Annotated in this window: 27 protein-coding genes and 1 riboswitch; of the genes, 9 read left to right on the forward strand and 18 right to left on the reverse strand. The window is 43.6% G+C overall.

What is annotated here, in order from left to right; translation table 11 throughout:
* Nucleotides 1–78: 78 nt before the first annotated feature.
* From efp to ACFVAD_RS02360, 4 genes are all read right to left on the reverse strand, one after another.
* Entirely contained in the window at nt 79–636 is a 558-nt protein-coding gene (gene efp, locus ACFVAD_RS02345; RefSeq protein WP_204415579.1) for an elongation factor P, read from the reverse strand.
* A gap of 95 nt (nt 637–731) precedes the next feature.
* Nucleotides 732–1,793: a M24 family metallopeptidase gene (locus ACFVAD_RS02350; protein ID WP_386635698.1), complete on the reverse strand. Its 1,062-nt coding sequence runs from the start codon at nt 1,791–1,793 to the stop codon at nt 732–734.
* A gap of 4 nt (nt 1,794–1,797) precedes the next feature.
* On the reverse strand, nt 1,798–2,235 hold the full coding sequence (gene aroQ / locus ACFVAD_RS02355; protein ID WP_386635700.1) for a type II 3-dehydroquinate dehydratase: 438 nt from the start codon (nt 2,233–2,235) through the stop codon (nt 1,798–1,800).
* Between the two features lie 83 nt (nt 2,236–2,318).
* Nucleotides 2,319–2,846, reverse strand: coding sequence for a YqhR family membrane protein (locus ACFVAD_RS02360; protein ID WP_386635702.1), 528 nt, complete (start codon nt 2,844–2,846; stop codon nt 2,319–2,321).
* 179 nt (nt 2,847–3,025) lie between these two features.
* Here ACFVAD_RS02360 and ACFVAD_RS02365 point away from each other — a divergent pair, with 179 nt between their 5' ends.
* Both ACFVAD_RS02365 and ACFVAD_RS02370 read left to right on the forward strand, forming a co-directional pair.
* Entirely contained in the window at nt 3,026–3,973 is a 948-nt protein-coding gene (locus tag ACFVAD_RS02365) for a DUF1385 domain-containing protein (RefSeq protein ID WP_386635704.1), read from the forward strand.
* 98 nt (nt 3,974–4,071) lie between these two features.
* A complete protein-coding gene (locus tag ACFVAD_RS02370; protein WP_386635706.1) occupies nt 4,072–4,455 on the forward strand; it encodes an SA1362 family protein in 384 nt (127 codons plus the stop codon).
* 35 nt (nt 4,456–4,490) lie between these two features.
* On the opposite strand, the gene ACFVAD_RS02375 is transcribed toward ACFVAD_RS02370, so the two are convergent.
* From ACFVAD_RS02375 to ACFVAD_RS02395, 5 genes are all read right to left on the reverse strand, one after another.
* Nucleotides 4,491–5,375: a patatin-like phospholipase family protein gene (locus tag ACFVAD_RS02375; RefSeq protein ID WP_386635708.1), complete on the reverse strand. Its 885-nt coding sequence runs from the start codon at nt 5,373–5,375 to the stop codon at nt 4,491–4,493.
* Between the two features lie 124 nt (nt 5,376–5,499).
* Nucleotides 5,500–5,925, reverse strand: a complete 426-nt coding sequence (gene mntR / locus ACFVAD_RS02380) for a transcriptional regulator MntR (RefSeq protein ID WP_386635710.1) — start codon at nt 5,923–5,925, stop codon at nt 5,500–5,502.
* Nucleotides 5,926–6,243: 318 nt separating this feature from the next.
* Nucleotides 6,244–6,447: a hypothetical protein gene (locus ACFVAD_RS02385; RefSeq protein ID WP_386635712.1), complete on the reverse strand. Its 204-nt coding sequence runs from the start codon at nt 6,445–6,447 to the stop codon at nt 6,244–6,246.
* Nucleotides 6,448–6,554: 107 nt separating this feature from the next.
* Complete coding sequence (locus tag ACFVAD_RS02390; protein ID WP_386635714.1) at nt 6,555–9,125, reverse strand: vitamin B12-dependent ribonucleotide reductase; 2,571 nt, start codon at nt 9,123–9,125, stop codon at nt 6,555–6,557.
* Between the two features lie 433 nt (nt 9,126–9,558).
* Entirely contained in the window at nt 9,559–10,395 is an 837-nt protein-coding gene (locus ACFVAD_RS02395; protein WP_386635716.1) for a lipoate--protein ligase family protein, read from the reverse strand.
* A 222-nt stretch (nt 10,396–10,617) separates the two neighbouring features.
* Here ACFVAD_RS02395 and ACFVAD_RS02400 point away from each other — a divergent pair, with 222 nt between their 5' ends.
* On the forward strand, nt 10,618–10,941 hold the full coding sequence (locus ACFVAD_RS02400; RefSeq protein WP_386636032.1) for a rhodanese-like domain-containing protein: 324 nt from the start codon (nt 10,618–10,620) through the stop codon (nt 10,939–10,941).
* A gap of 52 nt (nt 10,942–10,993) precedes the next feature.
* On the opposite strand, the gene ACFVAD_RS02405 is transcribed toward ACFVAD_RS02400, so the two are convergent.
* The 4 genes from ACFVAD_RS02405 to gcvT form a co-directional block, all read right to left on the reverse strand.
* Nucleotides 10,994–11,479 (reverse strand): DinB family protein, encoded by a 486-nt coding sequence (locus ACFVAD_RS02405; protein ID WP_386635718.1) that lies wholly within the window; start codon nt 11,477–11,479, stop codon nt 10,994–10,996.
* A 1,000-nt stretch (nt 11,480–12,479) separates the two neighbouring features.
* Nucleotides 12,480–13,946, reverse strand: a complete 1,467-nt coding sequence (gene gcvPB, locus ACFVAD_RS02410; protein ID WP_386635720.1) for an aminomethyl-transferring glycine dehydrogenase subunit GcvPB — start codon at nt 13,944–13,946, stop codon at nt 12,480–12,482.
* Nucleotides 13,939–15,288 (reverse strand): aminomethyl-transferring glycine dehydrogenase subunit GcvPA, encoded by a 1,350-nt coding sequence (gene gcvPA, locus ACFVAD_RS02415; RefSeq protein ID WP_386635722.1) that lies wholly within the window; start codon nt 15,286–15,288, stop codon nt 13,939–13,941. The genes gcvPB and gcvPA overlap by 8 nt, the downstream gene beginning before the upstream one ends.
* Before the next feature lie 19 nt (nt 15,289–15,307).
* Nucleotides 15,308–16,402, reverse strand: a complete 1,095-nt coding sequence (gene gcvT / locus ACFVAD_RS02420; protein ID WP_386635724.1) for a glycine cleavage system aminomethyltransferase GcvT — start codon at nt 16,400–16,402, stop codon at nt 15,308–15,310.
* Nucleotides 16,403–16,586: 184 nt separating this feature from the next.
* A riboswitch (glycine riboswitch) is annotated at nt 16,587–16,683 on the reverse strand.
* 276 nt (nt 16,684–16,959) lie between these two features.
* Here gcvT and ACFVAD_RS02425 point away from each other — a divergent pair.
* The 3 genes from ACFVAD_RS02425 (at nt 16,960) to ACFVAD_RS02435 (ending at nt 20,115) form a co-directional block, all read left to right on the forward strand.
* Nucleotides 16,960–18,657: a DEAD/DEAH box helicase gene (locus ACFVAD_RS02425; RefSeq protein WP_386635726.1), complete on the forward strand. Its 1,698-nt coding sequence runs from the start codon at nt 16,960–16,962 to the stop codon at nt 18,655–18,657.
* Nucleotides 18,635–19,453 (forward strand): YqhG family protein, encoded by an 819-nt coding sequence (locus ACFVAD_RS02430; protein WP_386635728.1) that lies wholly within the window; start codon nt 18,635–18,637, stop codon nt 19,451–19,453. Before ACFVAD_RS02425 ends, ACFVAD_RS02430 begins: the two co-directional genes overlap by 23 nt.
* Before the next feature lie 155 nt (nt 19,454–19,608).
* Nucleotides 19,609–20,115: a GNAT family N-acetyltransferase gene (locus ACFVAD_RS02435; RefSeq protein ID WP_386635730.1), complete on the forward strand. Its 507-nt coding sequence runs from the start codon at nt 19,609–19,611 to the stop codon at nt 20,113–20,115.
* 41 nt (nt 20,116–20,156) lie between these two features.
* On the opposite strand, the gene ACFVAD_RS02440 is transcribed toward ACFVAD_RS02435, so the two are convergent.
* Nucleotides 20,157–20,456: a DUF5658 family protein gene (locus ACFVAD_RS02440; RefSeq protein ID WP_386635732.1), complete on the reverse strand. Its 300-nt coding sequence runs from the start codon at nt 20,454–20,456 to the stop codon at nt 20,157–20,159.
* A 154-nt stretch (nt 20,457–20,610) separates the two neighbouring features.
* Between ACFVAD_RS02440 and ACFVAD_RS02445 the strand changes: the two genes are divergently transcribed.
* The gene (locus tag ACFVAD_RS02445) at nt 20,611–21,003 is read left to right on the forward strand and encodes a cupredoxin domain-containing protein (RefSeq protein WP_386635734.1); all 393 of its coding nucleotides are present in this window, start codon (nt 20,611–20,613) and stop codon (nt 21,001–21,003) included.
* A gap of 43 nt (nt 21,004–21,046) precedes the next feature.
* Here ACFVAD_RS02445 and ACFVAD_RS02450 read toward each other — a convergent pair whose 3' ends face one another.
* The 4 genes from ACFVAD_RS02450 to ACFVAD_RS02465 all read right to left on the reverse strand — a co-directional run bounded on the left by ACFVAD_RS02450 (nt 21,047) and on the right by ACFVAD_RS02465 (nt 23,615).
* A complete protein-coding gene (locus ACFVAD_RS02450) occupies nt 21,047–22,051 on the reverse strand; it encodes a C45 family autoproteolytic acyltransferase/hydrolase (RefSeq protein ID WP_386635736.1) in 1,005 nt (334 codons plus the stop codon).
* Nucleotides 22,052–22,089: 38 nt separating this feature from the next.
* On the reverse strand, nt 22,090–22,956 hold the full coding sequence (locus ACFVAD_RS02455) for an effector binding domain-containing protein (RefSeq protein WP_386635738.1): 867 nt from the start codon (nt 22,954–22,956) through the stop codon (nt 22,090–22,092).
* Between the two features lie 78 nt (nt 22,957–23,034).
* A complete protein-coding gene (locus tag ACFVAD_RS02460; protein WP_386635741.1) occupies nt 23,035–23,238 on the reverse strand; it encodes a hypothetical protein in 204 nt (67 codons plus the stop codon).
* Between the two features lie 71 nt (nt 23,239–23,309).
* Nucleotides 23,310–23,615, reverse strand: coding sequence for a hypothetical protein (locus ACFVAD_RS02465; protein ID WP_386635743.1), 306 nt, complete (start codon nt 23,613–23,615; stop codon nt 23,310–23,312).
* A gap of 133 nt (nt 23,616–23,748) precedes the next feature.
* On the opposite strand from ACFVAD_RS02465, the gene ACFVAD_RS02470 reads away from it, so the two are divergent.
* Both ACFVAD_RS02470 and ACFVAD_RS02475 read left to right on the forward strand, forming a co-directional pair.
* Nucleotides 23,749–24,273 (forward strand): CBO0543 family protein, encoded by a 525-nt coding sequence (locus tag ACFVAD_RS02470; protein ID WP_386635745.1) that lies wholly within the window; start codon nt 23,749–23,751, stop codon nt 24,271–24,273.
* 477 nt (nt 24,274–24,750) lie between these two features.
* Nucleotides 24,751–25,941 carry an oxalate decarboxylase family bicupin gene (locus tag ACFVAD_RS02475; protein ID WP_386635747.1) on the forward strand — a complete coding sequence of 397 codons (1,191 nt, stop codon included), beginning with the start codon at nt 24,751–24,753 and terminating at the stop codon, nt 25,939–25,941.
* The last annotated feature ends 75 nt before the right edge of the window (nt 25,942–26,016 follow it).

The following is a 26,016-nucleotide window of genomic DNA, read 5'->3' on the forward strand; positions in this document are numbered from 1 at the left end:
GTGGCCTGCCCTATTGCAGGCTTTTTTTCCTATATAAAAAGGAAAAGGCCCAATTCAGCCTTTTCCCTTCTCTTAAAATTATGCTCTGGAAACGTAAGAACCGTCAGTTGTATTAACAATCAGAACGTCGCCTTCGTTAACAAAGAATGGTACGTTTACGGATAGGCCAGTTTCCACGATTGCCGGCTTGGAACCGCCGGAAGCTGTGTCACCTTTGATACCTGGCTCCGTTTCTACCACTTTCAGCTCTACTGTGTTAGGAAGCTCTACTCCAAGTGTTTCACCTTGGTACATCATGATTGCAACTTCCATGTTCTCTTTCAAGTACTTCAACTCATACTCGATTTGGCCTGCAGGCAATTCAAGCTGGTCGTAGGACTCGTTGTCCATAAATACGTGCATGTCTCCATTTGCATAAAGGTACTGCATTCTGCGGTTGTCGATTTGAGCTTTCCCTACTTTTTCACCAGCACGGAACGTTTTTTCCTGGATCGCACCTGTACGCAGGTTGCGCAGTTTGGAACGAACGAATGCCGCTCCTTTTCCTGGCTTCACGTGTTGGAAATCCATTACGCGCCAAATTCCGTTGTCTACTTCGATAGTCAAGCCTGTACGAAAATCGTTTACTGAAATCATTATTATGTTTCCTCCTAATGCTATGTAAATAGTAGTCCTACCGGTATTGTATCCTTGAGAGATTCAGTCTACTCCACCAAGATAAGAGATTACCTTTACAAAATAATAAGTTCTTTTGTGGAATAGGACAGAGATTCATTGCCGGATTCTGTGACAATCGTATCATCCTCGATACGAACTCCTCCTAGGCCTGCAACATAGATACCCGGTTCCACGGTTACCACCATTCCTGGCTCCAATACAGTTTCGGATTTCACTGATAAGGATGGCCCTTCATGCACTTCCATTCCCAGTCCGTGTCCTGTCGAGTGACCGAAATACTCGCCATAACCCTTTTCCGTGATATAGTCGCGGGTAAGGGCATCCGCTTCACGACCGGTCATGCCAGGCTTGATGCCTTTCATCCCTCTCAATTGAGCTTCCAATACGACGTTGTAGATGTTGCGCAATTCGTCACTTGGCTCTCCAACTGCAAGGGTACGCGTAATATCGGAGTTGTAGCCTTTATAATAGGCACCGAAATCAAGCGTGACAAACTCACCTTTTTCAATAATTTTGTCTGATGCAACACCATGCGGCAGGGCAGAACGATACCCGGAAGCAACGATAATATCAAAAGAGGATGACACCGCACCTTGTTTTCTCATGAAGAATTCAAGCTCGTTGGAAACATCCAGCTCTGTAAGGCCAGGCTTTATGTACGTGATGATATGCTCAAAAGCTGCATCAGCAATCTGCGTAGCTTCCTTTAATATCTTAATCTCTTGTTCATTCTTAATCAAGCGTAACTTTTCAATAACGCCGGAAACAGGTACAAGATCCGCTTTGATGGTCGTTTTATAGCTTAAATAGCTGGAGAATGTAACATGATCCTGCTCAAAACCAAGCTTGTTGATACCGAGGTCTTTTACAACCGCAGCTATTTCATCCACAAGTCCGCCTTTATGCTGGACGATTTCAAAGCCGGTGCACTGCTTTGCGGCCTGCTCGGTGTAGCGGAAATCGGTGATGAATACCGCTTTATCCTCCGTAATGACCGCAACTCCAGCGCTGCCTGTAAAGCCTGTTAAATATTGACGGTTTTTTCCACTCGTCACCAATAATGCATCGATGTTCGACTGCTGAAAGTTTCCTCTTAATTTCGTTAATTTTTCCATTCCCTTACTCCCCCTTAATTATCTTTACCAACCCTTGTACTGCCAAGTGATAGCCATACTGGCCAAGACCGACTATCTGCCCGTATGTGACAGGCGCGGTAACGGATGTATGACGGAACTCTTCACGCTTATGTATGTTTGAAATATGTACTTCCATGACTGGAATCGAAATGCTTGCGATGGCATCACGGATAGCATAGCTATAATGCGTAAATGCACCGGGATTGATGACAACTCCCTCATAGGCATCGTCTGCGGCGTGCAGCTTATCGATAAGATTGCCTTCATGGTTGCTCTGATAGCAGTCAATCGAGATCCCAATTTCCACAGCCAAGCTTTCCAGCTGCTTTTCCAAATCCTTTAATGTGTCTTTCCCGTAGATTGCCGGCTCTCTTAGACCAAGTCGATTGAGATTCGGTCCATTCAGCACAAGTAGGCGCATATCATGACTCCTTTTTACAAATATGAACACGAAAAAAAGAATGTCCAATTACTGAACATTCTATCACATTCCACCTTTTCCTACTACCTATTTGCTGAGGGCTGGTCCTGTTGCTGCTGCTTTTGTGTCACCATTTCAGAATGTTCGAAGGAAATGGAGTAGCCGACGAAAACACCGAAGAGAATATAAAGGCAAATATTCGTGATGTTTGTATCAAGAGTCAAGCCTGGGACAGTCTTAATGGATGGAAACATGGGATTCAGCAGAAAGAAAACCACACCCCATAGTACAATGCCATATACGATTCCAATCCAATAATGCCTAAATTTTTTTAGTGTAGCTGCATAGATAAGCGCAGCACCGATACCAAACAGGCCAAGCAGGATAAAGCTGATGATATACCCCAGCACCCCTTTTTTCCAATCGCCTAAAGCCCATGGCTGCAGCACCACATTCGGACTTATTTCTGTAAAATGAAACAAATAGGCGAAAAATCCGATCAAACTCCAGAAAATCCCCCCAACAAAGCCTGTTACCATCACCTTGGTCATAAAGCTCATCGGCTGCTCGCGTTTATTCTGCTCAAGCTCTTGGTTTTCATTTTCACTCATACACGTATCACTCCCTCTCCAAATAGCTTATAAACATATCTTTCCATTATAAAAAAGAACCATTCATGATAATTTAAAAAATGAAAAGGAACGGGAGTAGAGGTTTTTTCAAGATTCAGGTAGAATATTAGTAAATAGGAAATCTTTATCCTCTTAGAATAAGTTAGGTTGGTGTCTATATGTCAAATGAATCAAAGCCCGTCTATGGTGGACAGGCCGTGGTCGAAGGTGTTATGTTCGGCGGAAAACGCCACTATGTAACTGCCATTCGCAGAAAAGATGAGTCCATCGAGTATCTACATGTTCCGAGAAAAACAAACCCCACATTGCAGAAACTGAAGCGAATCCCGTTTCTGAGAGGTGTGGTCGCAATTGTGGAAGCGGCCGGAAACGGCTCCAAGCATCTGAACTTCTCTACAGAACGTTATGATGTGGACCCAAGTCAGGACGAAGAGGTTATTTATAATAAAAAGGAAACTTCCAAACTCGAAATGATCTTGAGCGTCGCAGCGGTCGGTATTCTTTCCTTCCTTTTTGGAAAATTCATTTTTACACTAGTTCCCGTTTTCCTGGCAGAATTGACAAGTCCCTATCTTCCAGGGAAATTTGCACAAGTATTAATGGAAACCGTCTTTAAGCTGATGCTCCTATTATCCTATATATATTTCATTTCCTTCACACCTATAGTTAAAAGAGTGTTTCAATATCATGGTGCGGAACATAAAGTGATTAACGCCTATGAAAACGGGAAAGAATTAACTGTAAGCAATATTCAGGCGCAGTCAAGACTTCATTACCGTTGCGGCAGCAGTTTCATCCTTTTCACGGTCATCGTCGGTTTCTTCATCTACCTGACTGTTCCTCACGATCCTCTCTGGCTGCGTGTAGTGAATCGTTTGGCTTTGATTCCGGTTGTACTGGGAATCTCATTTGAAGTGCTGCAGCTTACAAACAAGGTCCGTGAAGTGCCTGTACTGAGAGTACTGGGATACCCTGGTCTGTGGCTTCAGCTTCTTACGACAAAAGAGCCCTCTGATGATCAGGTGGAAGTGGCAATCCATTCCTTCAATAAACTTTTAGAGCTTGAACAAGATTCAGAGAAAAAGATTACCGAAGAAATAGTATAAAAATCCGCAACAAGCCTTATCCTATAAAATATACTATTTACACAAACTTAAATTATCGGAAACACTTTTCTAACAGACTCTCCAGGGAGGTGACTAGGGTGAAACGAGGCTTTGGCAAACCGATTTTAATCATGCTGCTATCTTTGGCTGGATTCTATCTTGCTATCCAGCTGTTCCAGAATCCGGGAGGACTATTCAAAAGCCTTCTTTTAATCGTTGGGGCGGCAACTGTCCTCTATCTCGTCATCCGTTATTTCATTCAAGGCAGAATCGGCGGTGGTAAGACGGATGCAAGATACAGCAAGGCAGTTAAGCAATCCAAAAAGAAATACCCTGCTGCGAAACCGAAAACCAATGTGACTCCCCTCATTGGCAAAGATAGAACTGGCGTAAAATCCGCTGCACAAAAAAGAAGAAGCTCTTCCCACCTGACAGTCATTGAAGGGAAAAAGGGCAAGAAAAAAAATCGGGCGTTTTTTTAAACGGACCGATTTTTTATTTGGAATCTTAAGCTATTTCAATAGGTCCACGTCCTCAAAAACGCTTCCGCCCGCTTTTTCCCGATCTCCACCAACCCCCTTTTTCTTTCCTCAGTCAGGGCAAACTCCGTGACTGCAATGTGGTCCATCGGAATGAAGATGATGTTCTTTTCATGTCGCCTGTCGATGTATCTTGCATCATGGGCATCCTTCATCGTTTCAAATAGTGCACCAAACATGGTGATGGCATTATTTATTTTATTCACAGGCAAATCCCTTTGCTTGGCGCTCAGTTTGATTCCAAGTACAGGTCGAATTTTCGGGATTCGATCATTATCAAATAGCCAGATAGGGAAATTGCTTAGCACGCCACCGTCCACAAATAGATGGCAGACTCCCTTCCCCTTTATTTTCACCGGCTCAAAAAAATAAGGTATACTACAGCTCATCCGCACTGCCTTCGCAACCGAGAACTTGGATGGATCGATATGATATCTAGGCAAATCATCAGGCAGAATCGCCATTCTTCCACTAGTCAGATCGGAAGCGATGATTCGCAATTTTTGTGCTGGAAGATCGGCGAATGTATTCACTCCCTTTGCTGCCAGTTTCTCTTTTACCCAGCTTTCCAGCATTTCCCCCTTGTACAATCCCAACCGCCAATATAGCAAAAGCCATTTTGCTACAGGGGAAGGCAGGACCGTTCTTCGCTGGTCCAGGAAATCTAATACATCCGTCTCCCCGAGCATCTTATATATCTCATCCGCTGTATAGCCCGCAGCAACAAAGGAAGCTATGATGGAACCGGCGCTTGTTCCTGCAAGCCGTTGAAATTTAAATCCCCGTTGTTCCACTGCTTGAAGTGCCCCAATCAACGCGAACCCTTTAATCCCCCCACCGGAAAACACTCCATCAATCAGCAAATGGTTCCCCTCCATTCCCTTCCAACCAAAAACCTTTATAACCTTTTTTATGTAAGGGAATGGGAATTATAACTGTCCAAAAGAAAAAAGGTCGACCAAACAGTATTACGCCTGGTCCGACCTCTTATTGATTTTCTTCATTTTGTTTTTGAATGAACTGCAGAGCCTCTGTTCGCTCTTTATTTTCTTCAAAGTATTGGACAAGGTCCCCGATGCGATCGATTGCATTCCAACTCAGATGATGCTCGATGCCTTCCACATCTTCATAGATGTTCTCCTCATCCACACCGATCACCCGCAGAAACTGCTCTAAAAGCTCATGGCGATAGACGAGACGCTTCCCGATTTTCTTGCCTTTGGAAGTCAACACAAGACCTCGGTATTTTTCATAAATCAGATACTTATCCTTATCGAGCTTTTGCACCATTTTCGTTACAGATGAGGGATGTACCGCCAGTGCTTCAGCTATGTCTGATACACGTGCATATCCTTTATCTTCAATTAGCATGTAAATCTGTTCTATGTAGTCTTCCATACTTGGGGTAGGCATAATATCCCTCCATTTCCAATCCACGATCGTAACCGTCATTAAAATGATACATTAACTTAGCGCTACTGACAAGTTATGTAGAAAGGTTCAAAGATTTCAGTCTTTCATTAATGTTCTTTATATGATACATAAATCTTGTGACTCCGTTAAACACCCCTGTTGATTTCCTTTCCAGGCATTCGCTTTCCGCGGGCGGTCTCATGCCTTGCACTCCAATCAACAGGGGGCGAGCAAAATAATTAATTAATTCGGTATTTATTGCAATTTCGTCATCCAATACCAAGAACAACAATCTCTGGGAGACATTTTTCATAGATCTCATTGACAGCCTGGAAAAGGCAGAATATCCTGTATTGTCTGGTACTCATATTGCTTGATAGCAAACTGTGTATGATATAGATATTCCATCACATAAAGCTTTTGACCATCGGCGCTGCATAGGACTCCTGAGGTGCCTGTGCCATCCATAAAGGATACACCGATTGGCTGTCCGATCAGGTATGGTATTTTCATTTGCCACATTAGGCATTCCCCCTTTTAGGATAATGTATGAAAAAAGGGAGTGATGAGTACTTCCTAAAAATAAAAGACCTATTCGAATTGAGCGAATAGGTCTTTCACTTATTATTTTATAGTCCGCACTTCAGCTGTGCACCACAATCTGTACATGTGTTGCATCCGCCGATTTCCTTTACCGTCCCGATGCGGCATACCGGGCATGTGTTTCCGATTTCCGAACCGAATTGTACGTTTGTGGAACGCAGATCATTGATCGTTTCCACCAGCACGACAGGTTTTTTCACGACATCTTCCATTTGGATCTGTTCGCTTTCTTCATCCATCGTGTTTTCTTCGGCTTTCAGGGTCAGCACTTGGGAATCACGGCTTCCATCCACGTAAACCGTACCGCCTTTTGCGCCGCCTTTGTAAAGTCGCTCGTACACATTTTTTACTTGATCAACCGTATAGCCTTTCGGGGCGTTTACGGTTTTGGAGATGGAACTGTCTATCCATTGCTGGATGATGCATTGCACATCCGCATGCGCTTCAGGAGCCAATTCCATCGCAGAGATGAACCAGTTAGGCAGATTCTCAGGATCTGCTTCCGGGTTGGCATTCAAGTACTCCTGCACGATATCCGCCTTCACTTCAATGAACTTCCCTAAGCGTCCGCTGCGGAAGTAGGAGAAGGAGAAGTATGGCTCTAGTCCTGTTGACACACCGACCATTGTTCCGGTAGAACCAGTTGGTGCAACTGTCAGCAAGTGAGAGTTACGGATACCGGCCGCCAGGATGCCTTCTTTGATATCTTCAGGCATTTTGCTCATAAAGCCCGTTTCCGTGAATGCCTTACGCAGGCGGTTCGTTTCTTCTTCTGTTGCGCCTTGTAAGAATGGAAAGCTTCCCTTCTCTTTTCCAAGCTCAACAGAAGCACGGTACGCGGTCGTTGCGATTGTTTCAAATACTTGATCCACAAGCTCATTTCCTTTTTCGGAGCCGTATTCCGTTTCGCAGTAGATCAATAGGTCATGAAGTCCCATTACCCCTAATCCGACACGGCGCTCGCCAAGTGCCTGCTTTTTGTTCTCCTCGAGGAAATAAGGTGTTACATCAATTACGTTGTCCTGCATTCTAACGCCGACTTCCACTGTTTGCTTCAGTTTCTCGAAGTTGACGGTCTTTGTTTCTTTGTCTGCCATTTCCGCAAGGTTCACTGCAGCAAGGTTACAGACTGAAAAAGGCGCGAGGGGCTGCTCCCCACATGGGTTCGTTGCTACAACCTTTTGACCGTATGCTTTCGCATTTGTCATGTCGTTGGCATTATCTATAAAGAAGATACCAGGCTCAGCAGAGTAGGTGGCACAGATGTTCACGAGGTTCCAGAGCTCTTTCGCCTTGATTTTTCTGTACACACGTACCTTATGGCCAAGTTTCTCCCATTCACGTACGTCTCCAACCTCCGACCATTCCTTATTGTAAATTTCCATTTCCTCTTTATCGTAACCTTCTACATCAGGGAAGCGAAGGTCGTAATCCGCATCATTCTCCACAGCTTCCATAAAGTCATTTGTCAGCGTGATGGAAATATTGGCGCCAGTAAGGAATTCCGGATTATGCACTGTATAGGTTCCGCCTACTTTCAGCTTCTGCTCTGCGTCTCTGATAATCTGTTCCGTGAATCCACCATAGCCAGGGATGTGCTTGAAGTTTGTGACTGATTGGTACATCGTGACTTCCTGATCTGTCAGGGGAGTGAATTTCAATTTGTCCTCTGCGGCTTTCTTGATGCTTTCATCATTTGTATTTTCGATTAAGTAGCGCAGAATTCTTGGATTTTGCATTTTGGAGATGATGAATTCCACGATGTCCGGATGCCAATCTGCCAGCATGATCATTTGTGCTCCACGTCTTGAACCACCCTGTTCCACAAGATGTGTCAATTTCGCAATATCATCCAGCCAGGAAACACTTCCGGATGATTTTCCGTTTACTCCTCTAGCAAGTGCATTTCTTGGACGTAGAGTCGATCCATTCGTTCCTACCCCACCGCCGCGGCTCATGATCTCCATCACCTGTTTGCGGTGCTCGGAAATGCCTTCGCGTGAATCCTGGACAAACGGCATAACGTAGCAGTTGAAATACGTTACATCCGTATCTGCTCCCGCTCCGTACAATACGCGTCCTGCCGGTACAAAGTTGAGGTTGACAAGCTCGTGGTAGAACTTTTCGAACCACTCCTGGCGCTTCTCTTCAGTAGTTTCAGCTGCAGCAAGTCCTGTCGCATTACGTTTGGCAATCTGTTCGTAAAACACTTCAAGTGGCTTCTCGATGACGTCCAGTGTGCGGACCACGACACCAGTTTCCACTTCGCCCTGCTTTGTCAAAACTCCACGATACTCCTCTTCAATTAATACGGAAGCTTTTTTGGTAGACCAGTCTATATCTTGTATATAACCTAGTCCTCTTGCTGGGAATTTCGGATCCTCCTTGATCGTCAATACAACAAAATCTCCAGCTGTCAAGGTTACTTTTTCTGTATCTTTGAATGCGTAACGATCGAGCATCACTAGACGGGAAACACCACGGTGCGTCGTTGTCATGTCTTCTGTAATAGGATGAACCTGAGGAAACAAAGTAATATCCTTATTCAGTCGTTCTACATCAATTTTCGTTTTATTTTCATTCATGGCTATGGTCATTATTACAACTCCTCTAAAACTAGTAGTTCTACCAATAATTACTTCAGTAAAAATTGTTTGTACTGATAAGGTATCATACCTTTACATAAAATATCAACATATAGTGTCTGACATTTTTTCGACAATACTATATATTGATTTTCAGACTGATAAATCAATTTTTGTCAAATGGAAAAACAATCAAATAAATGAGATTGAGAGAGGAAAACAGAGATTACTTCGACAAAATCTCTTATAATGACGTATTTTGTCACTTGCGAAATTTCACGAATTATAGCGAGGTTTATGTATCAACCTTTCAAGAAATTCCTTCCTTTTGCAAGAAAAATATTTTTTATTTTTTTTGGTTGACTACTACCTATATGGGCGCCACATTTTTAGTACCCTACTATATCTAGTGTAAAACAAAAAGATAACGAGGAAAAATTCCTCGCTACCTTTTATAATTCCACTCATCAGTCGAATATTTACTATCCATGATTGCCTGTACTTCCTCAAGCTCGGATTCCGTTAGTTCATACGGCTCCAGCTTTATGTTCAACCCTTTTTCAAATCCTTTATAGAAGGCTTCCTTCGCCTCTTCTATCGTCACCGGGGTTTCCCTCAGCGCATTGATCGCAACAGCCTTGTTCTTGAAGTTTTTCTGCATGCGCTCTTTGACACGTTCGCTAGGATAGTTGAACAGGCTGAACAACATATCCTCATCTATTTCGAGTAGTATGGAGCCGTGCTGCAGTATGACATCCTTCTGGCGAGTCTGTGCACTGCCAGCCACTTTTCGGCCTTCCACCACGAGCTCATACCAGGACGGTGCATCAAAGCATACGGCGGACCTTGGATTTTTCAAGCCCTCTTTTTCCTCTTCCGTTCGAGGAATCGCAAAATAGGCATCCAATCCAAGTTCCTTAAATCCTTCAAGGATCCCCTCTGAAATGACGCGATATGCTTCCGTTACGGAGCTAGGCATTTCTGGATGCTCTTCGGAAACGATGACACTGTAGGTCAATTCCTTATCATGAAGCACGCCTCGTCCACCTGTCGGGCGTCGGACAAAGCCAAGCCCCAATTCCTTCACACGTTCCATATTCACTTCTTTATCCACTTTTTGAAAATAACCAACTGATAAAGTTGGTGGATTCCATCCATAGAAACGGATGGTCGGGGGAATCTTGCCTGCACTATGCCACTCAAGCAACGCTTCGTCCAATGCCATGTTAAAGGCAGGAGACTGTTCCTTTGAATCAATATATCTCCAAATTTCTTTTGTCATAGGATGTACCTCTTTTATTATGTATGATGATTTAGTGTAACAAATCATCACCACTTATTCAAAGTTAAAGCTTGGCAGTTTTTTGTTGCAGCTTTAGTAAAAGGATGACATTTTGTCCAAGCTTTTATATAATATACTTTGGAATACTAAGATAAAGAGGGGTTGTCAGCATTGTACGTTTTATTAGGAGTTTTGGGAGCTATCATTGCCTATTCGGTGATCATGTTCCTCTACCAGCGCAAAATTCTTACCACTCTAACTGAAGAGGATTTTCGTTCCGGCTATCGCAAAGCACAGCTGATTGATGTTCGCGAACAAAAGGAATATGAAGGCGGACACATCCTTGGAGCAAGAAACATTCCTCTTTCTCAACTTAAAATGAGAAGCAAAGAGATCCGCAATGATCAACCAGTCTACATCTACTGCCAAAATACATTGCGCAGCGGCCGTGCAGCACAGATGCTGAAAAGACAAGGCCACACAAAACTTTATCAGCTAAAAGGCGGATTCAAGCAATGGGGCGGAAAGATCAGAACTAAGAACTAATAGCAAAGAGCACTTACAAGGTGAATGTGAGTGCTCTTTTTTGTTTTGTACTCTATTGGATGGATTTTTTTATCTGATCGATATGTCTTCTTTCATGGAATCCGATCAGCAGTACCCATTGCTGGGCAGAGAGGTCGCCAATCCAGCGATGGTTAAACCCATATGCATGCAGCGATTCATCATCAGTTTCCTGGATGAACTTATTCAGGTTTGCTCTCGATTGCTCAAGCAGCTGGAAAAGTTCCACTTTTGTGTAGGGATGACCGGATGGTACAATATCTTCCGGAGCCTGCACTTTGTATGTACGGTTTGCGAGCATCTTTTCCAGGTTCAGATCCTTTTCTTCCACAGCAAGTTTTGCTTGAATCGCTTTTTTTAATCCGTTCACAATCTTATTTTCTATCAGGTAAAGGTGTTCCACGTTTTCACTTACAGACCAAAGCTCCGGACTTTTCTTGTGGTGGAGCTTTTCCTCTTCAAGCCCTTCCAGTACATGTAGCAGTTCTTCCCTTGCTTCGTAGGTTTTGGCGTAATACATTCGTGATCCCTCCCTTTGTTTCTACTATTTATCATACTTGCTGGAGGGGAAAATGAGAAATAATATGATGTCTTGAAAGCTATTTATTGTACCGGGTCGTTGGAACCAGCTGACGTCGGAGGACATGGCGATCAGCTTTTCCCCCACCACATAATAACTGCATCCAAACAGTCGGTACCACCTTCTACTGATGTGAAGGGTAACATCTTTAAGTTTTTTATTCCCTCACTTTCTCGCTTTGAACCGAGTCCTTGTTTTGAACCGACTGAAGGTATCATTCGACGCTTTTGATTCCTTCACTAGCTTGTTTTGAACCGAGTGAGGGTATCATTCGATGCTTTCGATTCCTTCACTTGCTTGTTTTGAGCCGACTGAAGGTATCATTCGATGCTTTTGATTCCCTCACTTGCTTGTTTTGAGCCGAGTGAAGGTATCATTCGACGCTTTTGATTCCCTCACTTGCTTGTTTTGAGCCGACTGAAGGTATCATTCGACGCTTTTGATTCCTTCACTAGCTTGTTTTGAGCCGAGTGAGGGTATCATTCGATGCTTTTGATTCCTTCACTTGCTTGTTTTGAGCCGAGTGAAGGTATCATTCGACGCTTTTGATTCCCTCACTTGCTTGTTTTGAACAGAGTGAGGGTATCATTCGATGCTTTTGATTCCTTCACTTGCTTGTTTTGAACCGAGTGAGGGTATCATTCGACGCTTTTGATTCCCTCACTTGCTTCCTTTGACAGGAGTGAAGGTATCAAAAGACGGTCATCTATCGAGTTTCCTCCATAATCTATCGACTTTCTCCATTAATCTAGCCAAAAGCCCGCAGGAACTATCCAAAATGTGCATTAATCTATCCAAATTCCTTCATAATCTATCGACTCGATAAAAAGAATCAAATTTCGACACCTTGCAACCCTTGAAAAAATTAATAAAGCAGCGGCCCCTCCCAAGGACCGCTGCTTTCAAATATTCAAAGGTGGGACAAGGAACCTGTCCCCGCTTATGCTTCCTTCTGGTAACGCAGAACAGGCTTACGCGCCGCCAGCGTTTCATCCAATCTCTTAATCACGGTTGTATGAGGTGCTTCTTGCACGACTTCCGGGTTTTCCTCGGCTTCGCGGGCAATCTGGATCATCGCTTCGATGAAGGAGTCCAGGGTTTCCTTTGATTCCGTTTCCGTTGGTTCGATCATGATACACTCTTCCACGTTTAGTGGGAAGTAGATTGTTGGCGGATGGTAGCCGAAGTCGAGCAGGCGTTTTGCGATGTCGAGCGTACGGACGCCAAGCTTCTTCTGACGCTTACCGGATAATACGAATTCATGCTTACAATGTCTGTCAAACGGCAGGTCGAAATGCTCTGCCAGGCGACGCATCATGTAGTTCGCATTCAAAACTGCATATTCCGTGACAGCTTTCAACCCATCCGGCCCCATGGAACGGATATATGTGTAGGCACGAACGTTGATACCGAAATTTCCGTAGAACGGTTTTACGCGGCCGATGGAATCCGGGCGGTCATAGTCAAAGCCGAAGCTTCCGTCTTCTTTTTTCACGACTAGCGGTTTTGGCAGGTAAGGAATCAAGTCCGCTTTTACTCCAACTGGACCTGAACCTGGTCCGCCGCCTCCGTGAGGACCTGTGAAGGTTTTGTGCAAGTTCAAGTGAACCACGTCAAAGCCCATGTCCCCAGGACGAGCCTTACTTAGAACGGCATTCAGGTTAGCACCGTCATAATAGAGCTTTCCGCCCGCTTCATGGACAATCTGCGCCATTTCAAGAATGTTTTCTTCAAACAGTCCAAGTGTGTTCGGGTTGGTCAGCATCAGAGCTGCCGTGTCTTCCCCAACCACTCTGCGAAGATCCTCCAGATCCACCAAACCATCTTCATTCGATTTTACCGTAATCGTTTCAAGTCCAGCCACGGTTGCTGAAGCAGGGTTTGTACCGTGTGCAGAGTCCGGCACGATAACCTTTGTTCGCTTTGTATCGTTGTTCGCTTCATGGTAGGCACGGATCATCATTAATCCCGTCCACTCACCGTGGGCACCTGCAGCCGGCTGAAGGGTCACTTCATCCATTCCTGTAATTTCAATCAAATGCTCCTGCAGGTCATGCATCAATTCAAGCGCACCTTGGACAGTGGACTCGTCCTGCAGGGGATGGATATGGGAAAAGCCCGGGAAACGCGCGACATTTTCATTGATTTTCGGGTTATATTTCATTGTACAAGAACCTAGTGGATAGAATCCGGAATCCACCCCATGGTTACGGTTGCTCAGCGCAGTGTAGTGGCGCATGATATCAAGTTCTGATACTTCCGGAAGCTCAGGTGCTTCTTCACGAATGAATTCTTTTGGGAACAGCTCGTTTAAATCTACTTCTGGCACATCATTTTCAGGCAGGCTGTAGCCGATGCGGCCTTCTCTGGAAAGTTCAAAAATAAGTGGTTGATCTTGCTTATTCATGGCTGCCATCCCCCAATTCTTTCACTAGTGTGTCAATTTCTTCTTTTGTACGCAGTTCTGTTACTGCAATCAGCATATGGTTTTCAAGCTCAGGGTAGTAAGTCCCCAGGTCATAACCGCCAATGATTCCTTTATCAAGCAGCTTACGGTTCACTTCTTTGATAGGAGTGGAAAGCTTCACGACAAACTCATTGAAGAATGGTCCGCTGAACGTAACTTCCAATCCTGCAGCTTCCATTGTGTTTTTGGCGTATTGAGCCTTCTGGATGTTCTGTACGGCCATTTCCTTGACGCCCTTTTTGCCAAGAGCTGTCATCGCTACAGATGCAGCCAGTGCATTCAATGCCTGGTTTGAACAGATATTGGAAGTCGCTTTATCGCGTCGGATATGCTGCTCGCGTGCTTGAAGTGTCAATACAAAGCCGCGTTGTCCTTCTTCATCCACCGTCTGACCAACTAATCTACCAGGAACCTTACGCATCAATTTCGTAGTGACCGCAAAATAACCGCAATGAGGTCCACCGAATTGTGTCGGGATCCCGAATGGCTGTGCATCACCTGTTACGATATCGGCACCAAATTTACCAGGAGGTGTCAACGCTCCTAGTGCCAATGGGTTGGAGGAGACAACGAACATTCCTTTACCGGAGTGAGCAAGCTTTTCGATTTCCTGCATCGGTTCGATCTGACCGAAGAAGTTTGGGTACTGGACCATGACCGCTGCGATTTCATCCGACATCATTTCTTCGAGTGCTGCAACGTCTGTCACACCATTTTTCGTCGGTATTTCGACAACTTCAATGTATTGGCCCTTTGCGTAGGAGTTTACCACTGCCTTTGCTTCCGGATGAACAGCACCTGAGATCAGGACTTTCTTTTTCTTTGTATGTCCTGCAGCAAGCATTGCCGCTTCTGCGAAGGAAGTCGAGCCATCATACATCGAGGAGTTTGCTACGTCCATACCCGTGAGTTCGCAGATCATCGTCTGGAATTCAAAGATTGCTTGCAGCTCCCCTTGTGAGATTTCCGGCTGGTATGGCGTGTATGCAGTATAGAACTCGGAACGGGAGATCACATGGTCCACGATGACCGGCATGTAATGGTCGTACACTCCTGCTCCAAGGAAGGAAGCATGCTTTCTCAAGTCTTTGTTTTTCGCAGCCAGATCACTTAACTCACGCATTAATGCGGATTCCGATTTAGCTTGTTTGATTTTCAGTTCTCCATCAAATCGTACACTTTCCGGGATATCTGAAAAAAGTTCATCTATGGAAGATACGCCAATTACGTTCATCATCTCTTGAATATCTTGGTCGGTCATCGGCAAATAACGATGTTTCATGTTGAAAGCCCCTCTCCACTCAGTTTTTTGGACGTTGATAAAATGGTGTTTTGACAACTTTAGCTTTTAAACGCTTTTTACGGACCTGAACTTCCACTTCCGTCTCAAGCTCCGTGAATTCTTTCTTTAATAAGGCGAGGCCGATATTCTTCTTTAATGTTGGAGATTGTGTGCCAGTCGTCACTTCCCCGACTTGTTCCTCTCCTACAAAAACTTCATATCCATGGCGCGGAATACCTTTATCGATCATTTCGATCCCTACCAATTTGCGTGGTACGCCGTTTTCCTTCTGGTCCTTCAATACTTCTTTTCCGAAGAAATCCTCTTCCTTGTTCACCTTCACCGCAAATCCGATTCCAGCTTCAAGCGGAGTGATATCCTTGGATAGCTCCTGGCCGTATAGGGCAAGGTTTGCTTCAAAGCGCAGCGTATCACGTGCACCAAGTCCACATGGCACCACGTTTTCATCCTTAAGGATTTCATTCCAAAGCTCGACCGCTTTTTCACTTGCACAGTAGATTTCAAAGCCATCTTCGCCTGTATATCCTGTGCGCGAAACCAAGGCAGGGATGCCGTTTATTTCTACATTTTCTTTAAATTTAAAAAATTTGATTTCTGATAGGTCTGTGTTGGTCAATTTTTGAAGAGCTTCTTCTGCCAATGGGCCTTGGATCGCCAGCTGTGCCATGGTTTCTGACACATTTGTAACAGTAACTTCCTCTGTCACCTTACTTGCCAGCCAATCATAATCCTTTTCAATATTGGAGGCATTGACCACAAGCAGATAGTCCGCGTCTGCTTTTTTATAGACAAGCAAATCATCCACTGTACCGCCATTTTCATAGCACATTGCGGTATATTGTGCTCCGCCATCCTTCAGTTTGGATACATCATTGGTCATCATTTTTTGCAGGTAGGCCAGACTATCTTTGCCTTTGACCTCGATTTCCCCCATATGCGAGACATCGAATAAACCTGCTTTTGTTCTTACGGCTTCATGCTCTTCCTTGATACTGGAAAATTGCACAGGCAAGTCCCATCCACCAAAGTCGATGGTCTTCGCACCAAAATCTTTATAAACTTCAAACAACGGAGTTCTTTTCAATTCAGTCAATTTCTTCTCCTCCTCTACCCTTATAAAAGATTGTAAGGCTACTAAAAATGCTGTTTTCGAAAAAAGGACAGAGAAACTCCTTTTTTTATAAAAGAGTTCCTCTGTCCTTGGCACCTGAAAGTTTACCTTATGTAAGGCTTTCCCCTTTGGTGGTTCATCTAAAGTTGAACGCTCTCCAGAGATGCGTCAAACAAGTGTCTTTTTGCCTGAGAGATTCACAATTAAGCTTGTTTGCTCCTTCGGCGCCGCCATACTTCGGCAGTCTCTCCCCTTGTTCTCATTCGCGAATATATAATTTTGCTGAAAATGGTAACAATAATAGAAAGATAAATCTTTCTCACCATTGAGCACCGTGTTGTAGGTAAATCAATCTTTCAAAGCTCACTATTATCCTACCATTAGAGAAAGCTTTCTGGCAATACAAAAAGACTGACATTATTATTTTTATATAGCTAATCGTTCGTCTTTCAAGCGTGCGATTATCATTATTTGCTAATGAAAACGTTATCTATTTTTCAACCACTATAAATTGGATAATTCAGAAAGGATGCTCATGCATGAATGTGGAGATTGTATTCGACAAAGGTTGGCAGGAAGAACTGTTAAAAAGGATGGATGATGACGGTCCATGGGCGAACTATGAATTATTCAAGCTAGCATTGGAAGTGGAAAACCATTTAAGCATACCGGAGTTTGAAGGCTTGCTCGCTCCTTCCCACCTGCCGCAATTGACGCCGCTTCCCCATCAACTTGAGGTCGCAAGGAATGTGGTGGAAGAAATGAACGGTAAAGCCATACTTGCTGATGAGGTGGGACTCGGTAAAACGATTGAAGCCGGGCTTGTCCTGAAGGAATACATGATTCGCGGACTCGTGAAAAAGGTACTCATATTGGTTCCCGCCTCCCTTGTTTCCCAATGGTCGGTTGAGCTCTATCAAAAATTTTACATACCAGCGATCGCGCAGCGCAAAAGCTATGTGTGGGAGCAGTGCGATGTGGTCGTCTCCTCGATTGATACGGCTAAAAGAAGCCCCCACCGCGAAATTATCAATAGTCTTGAGTACGATATGGTCATTATTGATGAGGCTCACAAACTAAAAAATAATAAAACAAAAAACTATGAATTTGTCCAAAATCTGAAAAAGAAGTTCTGTTTGCTGCTGACTGCCACCCCCATCCAGAATAAGGTGGAGGAGATATTCAATCTTGTTTCGCTCCTGAAACCGGGACATCTGGGCAGTTTGAGCAATTTTGAAGAAGTGTTCCGCGCGAAGGACCGGAAGCTTGAAAACGATGAGTACCTGAAGGAGCTTGTCAATAAAGTGATGATCCGGAACCGACGCGGCGATACCGGAATTGACTGGCCGAAGCGTCACGTGGAGTCGTGCATGATTGAATTTTCACCGGAGGAACAGGAGCTATATAACTCCATCAATAAATTACGGACTGATCCTTCTGTTGCGATTACCAGCCAGTTTTCCATCATGACCCTTCAAAGGGAAGCCTGCAGCAGCAGGGAAGCTGTCTATTATACAGTCAAAAATATGATTGAGCGAAAGCAGCAGGAGAATCCACACTATATTCCATCACCTGGGTTGATGGAAATTTTCCAGAAAATCGATCTTGTCGACAGAAATTCCAAGGCGGAAAAAGTACTGGAGCTTATCCGGAAGGTCAATGACAAAGTAATCATTTTTACGGAATACCGGGCCACGCAGATGTACCTTCAATGGTTCCTGAAGCAACACGGGATTACGTCCGTCCCTTTCCGCGGTGGGTTCAAGCGCGGAAAAAAGGATTGGATGAAGGAGCTTTTTAAAAATCATACACAAGTGTTGATTGCAACAGAAGCAGGAGGAGAAGGAATCAATCTGCAATTCTGTAACCATATCATCAACTATGACCTTCCCTGGAATCCGATGCGGCTCGAGCAGCGGATCGGACGTATTCATCGTCTAGGCCAGGAAAGGGATGTGCATATCTACAATTTTGCAACAAAGGACACGGTCGAGGAGCATATATTGAAGCTGTTATATGAAAAGATAAACCTGTTTGAGCGTGTCATCGGAGAGCTAGATGATATCCTGACAAAGCTTGAAATCAAGAATTTGGAAGACCACATCCAGGATATTATGCTGCATTCGAAGTCGGAGGGTGAAATGAAAATCAAGATGGAGAACCTTTCTTCCATCATAGAATTTGCGGATAGCTTGAAAAAGGAGGAGGAGCCACATGCAGCAGCAGGAAATTCATAGATTCCTGGAGCGTTATTTTACGGCAAACAGCTGTGAAATCATAGAGAATACGAATAGTCATTTGGCGGTCCAGCTCTCCATCGAGATGGACAAAGAGTTGATGAACCGCCCATTCTATTGGCACTATCTTGAGAAAACAGGCGGTGTGCCTAATCCGATGCAATTGACACTGATCACAAATAACAACGAGGCACCGGATGATTTGAAAGGAGACAACGTACATTTCGGATCCCCGAGACTGCACCAGATTTTTGAATCAACCAAGCGTCTTGCAGGATACATCCGACTATATGAGGACACCCAGGTTGCTCCAAATGTCGGCCATCTCCCCCTTCACCCTTGGCTGAATGTGAATATGAAGATCAGCTACCAATGTGATCGGAAAAAGGACGTTATCATGTCGCTTGGGATTCACCTTATTTCAGGAAGTATTATAGAAGGGTTTCAGGATGTCCTGAATAATACTCCAGTCACCCCCAAGATTCCCGATTTCTGTTTCACCATGTCGCCCATCATTAAGCCGGCGAGTGGACTTTCCAGATTGGAGCATTATGTGAATGGGTTTATTGCAAGCGAGGACCACACATGGGCGGATGCTGCAAGAGAGCGCTGGGAAAAGGACCTCCAGCTGTTGGATCATTTTTATGAGGATGAGGAGGAAAAGCCGGAATCCTATGAAACGGAGAAAAAGGCGCTACAGGAGCAGTATGAACCAAAGATTCATGTGTCCATTATAAATGGCGGGCTTTTTTATCTTACTCCAGGATTTATGAACCGCGTACAGAGTGGTAGGTAGGACTTGACCTTCAAATTTATGATAAAGAGAGCGATCCGGATCTCACCATGAAATGGATTGCTCTTTAGTTATTTATTTGGCACCCTTCCTTCTGGTACTATAAAGCTGAAGGTTAGCTTTATAGATCGTTCAGTCGTTGTTAAGGGAGTGGTTGAGTGATATTAATTGAAACTGATAGACTTATCCTACGGAAGGTGGAAGAGATCGATGCGGCATTTATTCTGCAATTGTTGAATGAACCCGGTTGGTTGGAGTATATAGGCGACAAAGGAGTCCGTTCAATGGAGGATGCTTTCCATTATATTAAAACCGGCCCTCATGCGATGTATGAGCGGGAAGGCTTTGGACTGTTCCTGGTCGAATGGAAGGGCAACCAAGCACCTATCGGCTTATGCGGTTTAATTAAGCGTGATGGTCTCGACGATGTAGACATCGGTTATGCACTTCTTGCCGATTATCACAACAAAGGATTCGCCTTTGAAGCAGCCCAAGGAACTTTGGAATACGCCAAAGATATTGGACTGAAAAGGATTACCGCCATCACAACAAAAGATAACCATTCTTCTGTGAAGCTTTTGGAAAAACTCGGAATGAAGCCAAATGGATTTGTGATATTACCAAATGATAACGAAGAATTGATGAAGTTTTCTTTAGATTTGTAGGAATACAGAAGGGGCAAGGAACCTGTCCCTCTGTTTCATATTTACGCGATATAATGTAAAATCCAATACAGATGAATTCCTGCAACTGTCCCATAACCAAGAACAGCAGCGACACTTATGTATTTGACCAGTAAGGATCTGATATCTTTTACATAATAAAGAAGAATTATCAGGAAGATCGAAAAGAATGCTTTTACCCCGAGAAACAGTAAGGGATCCTTTTGGTAGAGACCAGCCATCATAGGATTCACTTCCTCAATCATATTCAAGTTTAAGCCGATGAAGGTAGCAACAGCATCAAACAGATTTAAAACAAGTAATAGGATTAATAGCCTCTTCATCAGCCTCGCCTCCATCCGTTCTTTTTTAAGAACATTATACACCATTTTGTTCTCTATGAACAACTAAACGTTCTTTTTAAAGAAAAGCCAAACATTCGACATCTATTAAATTACCCCGTTATAATGAAAAGAAAAAGTTTTAAGGGGAAAAGGTATGAAAATCAAGCTTTTCTGGCTCTTGGTGTTGCTGATACTAGCAATGTTGACGAGTGGCTGTAGTGGAAATGATAAAACCAAAGAAAGCGAGAATGTAAAAGCGGATCGGGAAATCACCATTATTGGGCATACAGGGACGGAAGTGGATGACTTCTACTTCGAGCCTTCCGAGATAACTGTAAAAAAAGGAGAAACTGTCAAACTAATCATGGAGAGTGCCAACAATGTCGTCCATGGCATACAAGTACCTGCACTGAAAATCAATTTGACTGAAAGAGAGCCTGAGATTTTCACTCCGGATAAGACTGGAGAATATGAAGGAAGATGCAGCGTATTATGCGGAGCCGGACATTCTGTGATGAGCTTCAAAGTGATTGTGGAGGAAGAATAGAAAAAAGCAATCTTCTCTCGTAACTTGGAGAGAAGATTGCTTTTTAGTTGTTTTCAATAAACCCTATCAATTCGGTCTCCTGTAAATTGGTCCCCCCGACCCAATCCCTGAAATCCATCTCGATTACTTGATTGCTTTGTGCAATCGCAGTCAAGATCCTCGAGTCAACGAAGGAATAGGAAAAAGTATGAAGAGTACCGAACAAATTTTCATAGTCCGTAAAAAAGATGGGAGAATGTTTATCTGAAAAATTATGAAACATCTCTTTGTGACTGAACTCTCCACTGTTTAATCCTTGCATGTACCTGTTCCGCTTTATGGAATTCTCTATGAAAGCCCTGTTTTTCTCCTGAAGCTCCTCCATTTGAAAATGATTGACGCATGTCAGAAGCACCTCATCCCTTCTTGCCCTCACCTTTTCCGGACTTGCTTCCACCACTGCCGTATTTCCCCTTTCGTCGCCGAGAGAAAAATTATAACAGGCCGAATGGGGAATCTCCTCCAGCAATCGAATCGCATCCTCCACTGTCTGACAGGTATCAAGCAGCATTCTTATGGAAGTCCATGCGGACAAGCCTTCTGTATATCCATCATTACTAACGAAGTGTAAGCCTGCGACCAACCCATGCTCGTTCACACCATCGTGCCTTCCGATTGCTTGAAGATTATATCCAGCAGTAGCATAGGCGTTATTGGGCTGCAGCAAGCTGAAACATCCATCATAAAGTACCGGTGAGAAATCATAATTTCTTACATAATAATCTTTTGTAATCAAGGCGGAACATCCCATCGCTGCTACCTTTGGCATGTCGTAACCGCTGAACCTAGCTGCACATTTGTTGAATGGCAACCGCAAGCCCTCTGACAATCCCCGGAGCTCCTCCAACAAATGAGGAGCAAAAGCCAAATAAAGGGACTTCATTTTCTCCATTTCAATTTCCTGCTTCGTGATGTTTTCCATCACTTTTACGATGGGGAGATCTTTGAGAAGCTTTCCCAAACCTACACCAATATTGAAAGAGGTACCTCTCTGTTGAAGAACATCCACTTTTAAGGTTGAAATATTTATCCCTCCCTAGCCTTCGATTACTTAATCGGAATCCATATCTCCGAATACAAATCAGGGCTGGATGGATCCTCTTCCGTGTAAAGTTCGAACTCCGGTGTTCCTGCATGCTGATAGCTGTTGGATGGAAACCACTCGGAATAGATCTGCTTCCACGCTTTTTGCATTGCTGTTGGCATAGGTCCGTGCACTTCGAATACAACCCATTTGGATGCAGGGATCTCCAGGCTTTCCATTCCACTCGGCACTTCCCCGTCATATGACGCCGCAACCCAATAATCCATCACCTTGTTGCTGCGTTTTTCTTCACTTGAACCATCGCAGACCCCAAGGACCCCCTTCAGGATTCCATCATTCAGTTCAAACAGGCGGTCACATGTCCCGTTCCCATTCACTTCATCCCAAAGCTTAGGGATACCCATCTGATTTTCTTCACCATTACATGAAAACTCCCTCTTAACGCCAACAATACGAAATGCTTCTTTTTCCACCAAACTATACTTCATCGGTTCTGCCCCTTTCAATGTCACCTGGATCACCAGGCGGTTATAGGATTGCAGCTTGCCACTGTTCTTTCGCACATCACTTGGCGTCACACCATGCTGCCTGCGGAAAGCTTTCGTGAAAGCCTCGGGAGTGTCATAGCCATACTTCATCGCGATATCAATGATTTTGGAATCGGTGGTCAGAAGGTCTTGTCCAGCAAGGGTCAGCCTTCTGCGCCGCAAATACTCACCTATTGAAAAATCAGTCAAAACGGTAAAAATCCGCTGAAAATGAAAGACGGAAACATTCGCTTCCTTCGCAATATCCTCTACCGGCATATCCTCAAGCAAATGGTCTTCCATATATTCAATTGCCTTTTGTATCGACTCCAACCATGCCACTATTAGCCCTCCCATATTTTTTATTTTATCGATTATGTATGCAGTCTTCCTGTCATTTTCTGCTCATCTTTGACAGGTCTATCTTCTTTCCATCTCTTTAATTTTCGAATTTCTCACGATGCTGTATACGCCAAGGGAGAACAGCACGACAGCAAGAGCAGTAAAGGTGATTCCGGGACCGACATTTTTCAATTGGATATTATCGATGGCAAACAGCACCATTGCCATTCCGTTGATAAACAATGCCAGGATAATCATTAGATGTGTTTTCTTTTTCTGCATAGTAAAACCCCTCTTTTAGTTAATCATTAATGAAACAGTTTTATAGGTGCTTAAGGCAATCATCTTTTTTTCTACTTCTTTCGGAATATCCCTTTTAAAAAAAAGATCCACCAAACTAGTAAGGCGACATAACCCGTCGCTATGTAAATGGACCAGATTTCCCCTCTCAGCAATGATTGCAGCAGGTGCTCCGCTTCATTAAGGTCGGGTCCCCTTTCTATCCCATTCAATAAACCTGTAAACACCAATATGAAAACAAGAAATGCAAAATACATTCTTTTCCTCTTAACAAGGCAGGATAGCGCCGTCCCGAATGAAGCAAAAAAGAATAGATAATAACAAAACCAGAACCAGTTCGGAAGCGTTTCCCAATACATGATTTCCCCTCCTTCCACTTTCACCTTCTATACTTATTCTGCATTAAATTCCAGCTTCCTCTAAAAACATGCATATACTTCCAAAATAAGTAAATAATAGTTAATACTATTAACAAGAGGAAATGATATTTATATGCATGTTGTCTATAATCTAATATTTCTACTAATTGCGTGGAAATGGGGAGATTGGAAAAACTGGGAGAAATATTATCCGACCATTCTTTTTTATATTATTGGAGATCTTCTTCATAATTTTATCATGTATAACCATCATGTTTGGGTATTCCACGAAAACCTTTTGCCTGAACTATTGCCAAATCACACCTTCATTTCCTTAGTCATCATGTTTGTTTGTTATCCAGCAACCATATTGATCTACCTGAAATACTTCTTTCGAACAAAGAGCATGATTGGACGGGCACTACAGTATGGATTCTGGGTGGCCATTTACCTAGTTATCGAATATGTCAATCTCCATTTCGGTTTGATATCCCATCATAATAGCTGGCACATGGGATGGTCCTTATTATTCTTGATGGTCATGTTCGCTTTATTTCCCATCCATTTTAAGAAACCATTAGTTGCTTTAATACTATCCATACCTTTCGTGTTATTTTTGTGGTTTCAGTTTGATATTCCAATTGAAAAATTGAAGTAATGAAAAAGAAGACTATTAAAAAACGGAGAGATTATTTCCCCCACTTCAGTAGATCGAAAACAACTAAGAAAATTGCCTGGGACAAAACTAAAAAAATCTGACTAATTTAAGTGCAGGCTCTAAATACCGCTAGTGGAATCTAAATCCTAAACGCATATTTTTAATACTCTTAAAAAAACCGAACTAATTTGAACAAACTCAAATTAGTTCGGTTTTTACTTAGACTAAATCACTTTTGTCCCAGCCTCTTTTCTATCTGTCTACCTCTGCCCTTCCCATCACATTTCTCTTTCACTGAAAATCTTTTTTAATTGGCGCTTGCTTATATGAAATACTGCAATCAATATAATGGAGGACACTGGATAAAAGAGAATGGAATAATACAATTTCCAACCGGTAAGGGACATACGCCTTCTAAAATTATCATAAGAGTAAGATGGAAGATTTTTTTCCCGCTGATAAAAGAGGTGATGATATATGTCAAAACAAAAAGATTATCATATCAGGAACCATATTCCCCAACCCATAAGAAGCGATGGTGCCGGGACGGTTGATGATGGTCCACGCAATATCATGCGAGACCTTCAGAATCCCGATCTGCTTGTTCCTCCTAAAACTGATAGCGGATTATTGCCCAACTTAAGATTTTCTTTTTCTGACACCAGTATGAAACTGAATTTTGGAGGGTGGTCCAGAGAAGTAACGGTCCGGGAACTGCCTATTGCCACGACTCTTGCAGGCGTCAATATGAGCTTGACAGCAGGCGGCGTAAGGGAATTACATTGGCACAAGGAAGCGGAATGGGCTTATATGCTTTTAGGGAGAGCACGTATCACTGCAGTTGATCAGGACGGCCGCAATTTCATTGCCGATATCGGGCCAGGGGATCTGTGGTATTTCCCTCCTGGCATTCCCCATTCCATTCAAGGCTTGGAGCAATGTGAATTTCTCCTTGTCTTTGATGATGGAAATTTTACAGACTTGAGTACCCTTTCCATATCAGATTGGTTTGCACACACACCAAAGGATGTCCTTTCTGCCAATTTCGGCGTGCCTGAAGAAGCATTTGCTTCCATTCCTGACGGGCAGGTGTATATTTATCAAGCAGAGGTGCCGCCTCCGCTTATCGAACAGAAAATACAGTCCCCATCTGGCGAGGTACCACTATCTTTCAAATTCGAGCTGCTCAAACAGCCACCATTCAAGACTCCCGGTGGAAGTGTAAGGATTGTCGACTCCACCAATTTCCCTGCTTCCAAAACCATTGCCGCTGCACTCGTTGAAGTCGAACCGGGGGCTATGAGGGAAATGCACTGGCATCCGAATAACGATGAATGGCAATACTACCTTACCGGCGAAGCTCGCATGACTGTATTCACCGGAAATGGAAATGCGAGAACCTTTGATTTTAGAGCAGGTGATGTGGGCTATGTTCCTTTTGCCACAGGGCATTATATCCAGAATACCGGTTCTGAGACATTATGGTTTTTGGAGATTTTCAAAAGTGATCGGTTCGAGGACGTCTCCCTTAATCAATGGATGGCACTGACTCCAAAAGACTTAATCAGAAGTAATCTGCATGTAGGACCTGTGCTCATGGATGTACTCAGAAAAGAGAAATGGCCAGTCGTCAAATATCCCGGTTTTTCCTACTATCCGAAAAAATGATGAAAAGGACAGTTCCTGCTCGAGGACACTGTCCCTTCCTTTTTACCGTATATCTTCTCTTCATCAATTTTTTTG

Source organism: Sutcliffiella sp. NPDC057660 (assembly GCF_042800035.1).
Lineage (GTDB): Bacteria > Bacillota > Bacilli > Bacillales > Bacillaceae_I > Sutcliffiella_A.

Bases quoted from the DNA above. Each gene is read 5' to 3' on its own strand.
- efp (WP_204415579.1), bottom strand. From the start codon at position 636: ATGATTTCAGTAAACGATTTTCGTACAGGCTTGACTATCGAAGTAGAC.
- ACFVAD_RS02350 (WP_386635698.1), bottom strand. From the start codon at position 1,793: ATGGAAAAATTAACGAAATTAAGAGGAAACTTTCAGCAGTCGAACATC.
- aroQ (WP_386635700.1), bottom strand. From the start codon at position 2,235: ATGCGCCTACTTGTGCTGAATGGACCGAATCTCAATCGACTTGGTCTA.
- ACFVAD_RS02360 (WP_386635702.1), bottom strand. From the start codon at position 2,846: ATGAGTGAAAATGAAAACCAAGAGCTTGAGCAGAATAAACGCGAGCAG.
- ACFVAD_RS02365 (WP_386635704.1), top strand. From the start codon at position 3,026: ATGTCAAATGAATCAAAGCCCGTCTATGGTGGACAGGCCGTGGTCGAA.
- mntR (WP_386635710.1), bottom strand. From the start codon at position 5,925: ATGCCTACCCCAAGTATGGAAGACTACATAGAACAGATTTACATGCTA.
- ACFVAD_RS02385 (WP_386635712.1), bottom strand. From the start codon at position 6,447: ATGTGGCAAATGAAAATACCATACCTGATCGGACAGCCAATCGGTGTA.
- ACFVAD_RS02390 (WP_386635714.1), bottom strand. From the start codon at position 9,125: ATGACCATAGCCATGAATGAAAATAAAACGAAAATTGATGTAGAACGA.
- ACFVAD_RS02395 (WP_386635716.1), bottom strand. From the start codon at position 10,395: ATGACAAAAGAAATTTGGAGATATATTGATTCAAAGGAACAGTCTCCT.
- ACFVAD_RS02400 (WP_386636032.1), top strand. From the start codon at position 10,618: ATGTTCCTCTACCAGCGCAAAATTCTTACCACTCTAACTGAAGAGGAT.
- ACFVAD_RS02405 (WP_386635718.1), bottom strand. From the start codon at position 11,479: ATGTATTACGCCAAAACCTACGAAGCAAGGGAAGAACTGCTACATGTA.
- gcvPB (WP_386635720.1), bottom strand. From the start codon at position 13,946: ATGAATAAGCAAGATCAACCACTTATTTTTGAACTTTCCAGAGAAGGC.
- gcvPA (WP_386635722.1), bottom strand. From the start codon at position 15,288: ATGAAACATCGTTATTTGCCGATGACCGACCAAGATATTCAAGAGATG.
- ACFVAD_RS02425 (WP_386635726.1), top strand. From the start codon at position 16,960: ATGAATGTGGAGATTGTATTCGACAAAGGTTGGCAGGAAGAACTGTTA.
- ACFVAD_RS02430 (WP_386635728.1), top strand. From the start codon at position 18,635: ATGCAGCAGCAGGAAATTCATAGATTCCTGGAGCGTTATTTTACGGCA.
- ACFVAD_RS02440 (WP_386635732.1), bottom strand. From the start codon at position 20,456: ATGAAGAGGCTATTAATCCTATTACTTGTTTTAAATCTGTTTGATGCT.
- ACFVAD_RS02445 (WP_386635734.1), top strand. From the start codon at position 20,611: ATGAAAATCAAGCTTTTCTGGCTCTTGGTGTTGCTGATACTAGCAATG.
- ACFVAD_RS02460 (WP_386635741.1), bottom strand. From the start codon at position 23,238: ATGCAGAAAAAGAAAACACATCTAATGATTATCCTGGCATTGTTTATC.
- ACFVAD_RS02465 (WP_386635743.1), bottom strand. From the start codon at position 23,615: ATGTATTGGGAAACGCTTCCGAACTGGTTCTGGTTTTGTTATTATCTA.
- ACFVAD_RS02470 (WP_386635745.1), top strand. From the start codon at position 23,749: ATGCATGTTGTCTATAATCTAATATTTCTACTAATTGCGTGGAAATGG.
- ACFVAD_RS02475 (WP_386635747.1), top strand. From the start codon at position 24,751: ATGTCAAAACAAAAAGATTATCATATCAGGAACCATATTCCCCAACCC.